The 3,190-nt window shown below is 46.6% G+C and carries 5 protein-coding genes; 2 read left to right on the forward strand and 3 right to left on the reverse strand.

Annotated elements, in window-relative coordinates; genetic code table 11:
• Positions 1-2 precede the first annotated feature (2 nt).
• A complete protein-coding gene (locus PX482_RS03425) occupies positions 3-185 on the forward strand; it encodes a hypothetical protein (protein ID WP_288122063.1) in 183 nt (60 codons plus the stop codon).
• Positions 186-250: 65 nt separating this feature from the next.
• On the opposite strand, the gene PX482_RS03430 is transcribed toward PX482_RS03425, so the two are convergent.
• From PX482_RS03430 to PX482_RS03440, 3 genes are read right to left on the reverse strand one after another with little or no spacing between them, the layout of a single operon-like run.
• Entirely contained in the window at positions 251-1,447 is a 1,197-nt protein-coding gene (locus PX482_RS03430; protein ID WP_043999348.1) for an LL-diaminopimelate aminotransferase, read from the reverse strand.
• A 16-nt stretch (positions 1,448-1,463) separates the two neighbouring features.
• The gene (locus PX482_RS03435; RefSeq protein ID WP_147071930.1) at positions 1,464-1,826 is read right to left on the reverse strand and encodes a thioredoxin family protein; all 363 of its coding nucleotides are present in this window, start codon (positions 1,824-1,826) and stop codon (positions 1,464-1,466) included.
• A 45-nt stretch (positions 1,827-1,871) separates the two neighbouring features.
• Entirely contained in the window at positions 1,872-2,750 is an 879-nt protein-coding gene (locus PX482_RS03440) for an ABC transporter permease (RefSeq protein ID WP_288122064.1), read from the reverse strand.
• A 17-nt stretch (positions 2,751-2,767) separates the two neighbouring features.
• Here PX482_RS03440 and PX482_RS03445 point away from each other — a divergent pair.
• Positions 2,768-3,190 (forward strand): nicotinate-nucleotide--dimethylbenzimidazole phosphoribosyltransferase family protein (locus PX482_RS03445; RefSeq protein ID WP_502888553.1); only part of this gene is annotated, 423 nt, incomplete at its 3' end.

Consider the following 3,190-nt stretch of genomic DNA (forward strand, 5'->3'; position numbering starts at 1 on the left):
AGGTGGTCAATTACCTAATTTTCAGGGAAAAAATCCTAAATTTTCCCCCCAATCACTCCAATGGTAGGCACTTTTTCAGGGAAAAAAAGTCTAAAAGCCTTATCCAACAAGGTTTTTATATTTATTCAGCAAACCCTAATTACGCTTCTTTACGCCCTAAAGCTACTTTTAATTGTCAGTTTTGACCGTTGAAAGATAGTATTAAAGCCAGAAACCCAGGGTAAAATCAGGGTTTCACTTTAGGACAAAATCAGGTTAAATGTCGATTTGATCCCAAAAAAGCCCCAATTTTCTCCACGGCAGCCTCTAGAATATCGGGATCGTGAACTAAGGCAAAACGCACATAACCCTCACCACCCTTACCAAAACCGGAACCGGGAGAGACCGCGACACCGGTTTGGGCCACCAATTGCCGACAAAAATCGACGGAATTACCCGGCCAACTGGGGGGAATTTTCGCCCAAACGTACATAGTGGCGGCCGGAGTGGAAACAGGCCAACCGATGCGATTTAGGGCATTAATAAACACATCCCGGCGTTTTTGGAAGATAGCGACGGTTTCCTTGACCGAATCTTGATTACCAGTTAAAGCAGCGATCGCACCGTTGAGAATGCCCAAATACTGATTAAAATCAACCATGGCTTTAATCTGTCGCAAAGCCATAATTAACTGCGGGTTGCCAATGGCGAAACCGATGCGAAAACCGCCCATATTATAGGACTTGGAAAAGGTAAAAAACTCGATCGAATTAGTTTTATCTCGATCGGCCTGTAAAATTGACGGGGGGGGCGATGTTCCCGCAAAAAAGATGTCTAGATAGGGAAAATCGTGGATTAAAACTAAATTATGCTGACGGCAAAAATCAACCGCTTTTTGGAAAAATGCCAAAGGCGCGATCGCTGTGGTGGGATTATGGGGATAACTCAAGACCATCAGCTTCGATTGTGCCAGCACTAGGTCAGGAATGTCCTCTAAAACTGGCAGAAAGTCATTTTTTGCCAAAATTGGCATTCCGTAGATTTGACCGCCAGCAAGGGCAACACCGCCCAAATGGGAGGGATAACCTGGATCGAGCAGCAGGGCAAAATCCCCGGGGTTGAGAAGGGCCAAAGGTAGATGGGCCGTGCCTTCCTGAGAACCAATTAGGGGTAAAACCTCCGTTTCCGGATCGACGGGGACACCAAAGCGATCGCTATACCAGTTAGCGGCAGTTATTCGGAAGTCTCGCGTACCATTATGGAGTAAATAGCCGTGGGTGTGAGGATCGTGGAGAGATCGCTCTATAGCATCGATAACATGGGGAGCAGCACCAAGATCGGAGGAACCGAGCGAAAGATCGATAATGGTATTACCCGCTTCTCTACTGGCAGCCTTTGCCCGATCCATATCGGCAAAAACGTTGGATTGTAGTGCCTGTAAGCGGCGTGCTAGGGTTAAGTTATTCATAACCATGGATACCTAATTAGCTGACATAGGTATCGATAAAAGATTGTAATTGTTGTTTGCCGATCGCCCCTTCATGAGTGGCAATAATTTCGTTATCTTTAAAGATGCGTAAAGCAGGAACACCTTCCACCTTACATTTAGCCACCGAGTCGGGGTTAGGGTCTATTTCTAGTTTAACTACTTTTAGCCGTTCGCCGTAGGTTTTGGCCACCCAATCGATCGAGGGGGATACCAAACGACACGGACCGCACCAACTCGCCCAAAAATAGACTAAAACGGGTTTTTCGACCTCAAAAACCTCTTGGTCAAACTTCTGATCGCTAATGACAGTTACGCTACTCACAGTATTTATTTCCTCACCATCGCTACTGATCATCATAGAGGTTCTGGGTAATTTTCGGCAATTATCCACTTCTACGCTTCCTTAAACATTAGGATCAAAGACATCCCGTAAACCATCACCGATAAAATTAATACTTAACACCGTGATCACGATAGCTAGAGCGGGAAAAATGACCAAGTGGGGGGCAGTTGTCAAGTAATCTTTAGCTTTAAATAACATTTGTCCCCAAGTCGGCACATCGGGGGGGAAACCCAAACCCAAAAAACTCAGGGTTGACTCGGTAATAATCGCATTACCCACGGCTAAAGTGGCCGCCACCATAATCATTCCCAAAACATTAGGCAATAAATGCACCCAGATTAAACGGAAAGGAGTGGCCCCCAAAGCAATCGCAGCCGAGATAAATTCCATCTCCCGTAACTTTAAGAAATTTCCCCGCACCAATCGCGCCACCGACATCCAATTTAAACCCCCGATTACTAAAACCACGAGGATAAAAATGCCCGTTTCCGGTCCAGCGATTTTTTTGATACTATCGCGAAATAGATAGACAATCAGTAAAAGTAGGGGCAATTGGGGCAAAGATAGGAATAAATCCGTTAATCGCATCAACAAACCATCGATCGCGCCCCCGTAAAACCCAGAAATAGCTCCGATCGCTGTCCCTAGAATCATCGCCACCATCATAGCAGCAATGCCCACCGCTAGGGAAATTCGACCCCCCACCAAAATCCTCGCCAATTGATCCTGGCCCAGATCATTAGTCCCAAAAAGATGTTTTAAACTGGGGGGAGCAGTGGTTTGACTAAAATCAATGGTATCGATGGGGATCCGATAGAAAATCGGACCGAATAGGACAGCAAGAATAATTATCATTAATGCGATCGCTCCTATTACTGCCAAGGGATCTCGGTAAAAACGTCGCCAAGTATCGATAATTGCAGAAGACAGGGGAGACATAATCAAGAAAATCACAGATGATTAAAATTTACACGGAAATCGAACGGGGGCAAAATTGGTTACAGCGCCATCAAAAATCTTCTCCGATATTTGCCCTAGTTTTAGGTTTTACCGAGACGGGATTAATCCCCGGAATCTCCACCGCCGGTGCTACCCCGGAAGATAGAAAATATACAGCGATCGCCGATGCCGAATTTATCGTTAAAGGAGTTTCACCCCATCCCCGTTATCCCTTACCCCCCCTAACGGTGGGAGCCTCCCCCGCCTATATTACCCGCGCCGTGGTGGAAAAATTAGCCATTCCCGTCCTCGTTTTTAACGCCGGTTTACCCTTGCCCCCGGCCGTCGATTATATCGAACTGGGGGGACAACCGGCCCGTTGTCTCTCCACCGGCCGCGCCCTAGACCTGACCATAGTAAAACACCTGTTCGCCCAAGGA

Source organism: Microcystis sp. M53602_WE12 (genome assembly GCF_030065455.1).
GTDB lineage: Bacteria > Cyanobacteriota > Cyanobacteriia > Cyanobacteriales > Microcystaceae > Microcystis > Microcystis aeruginosa.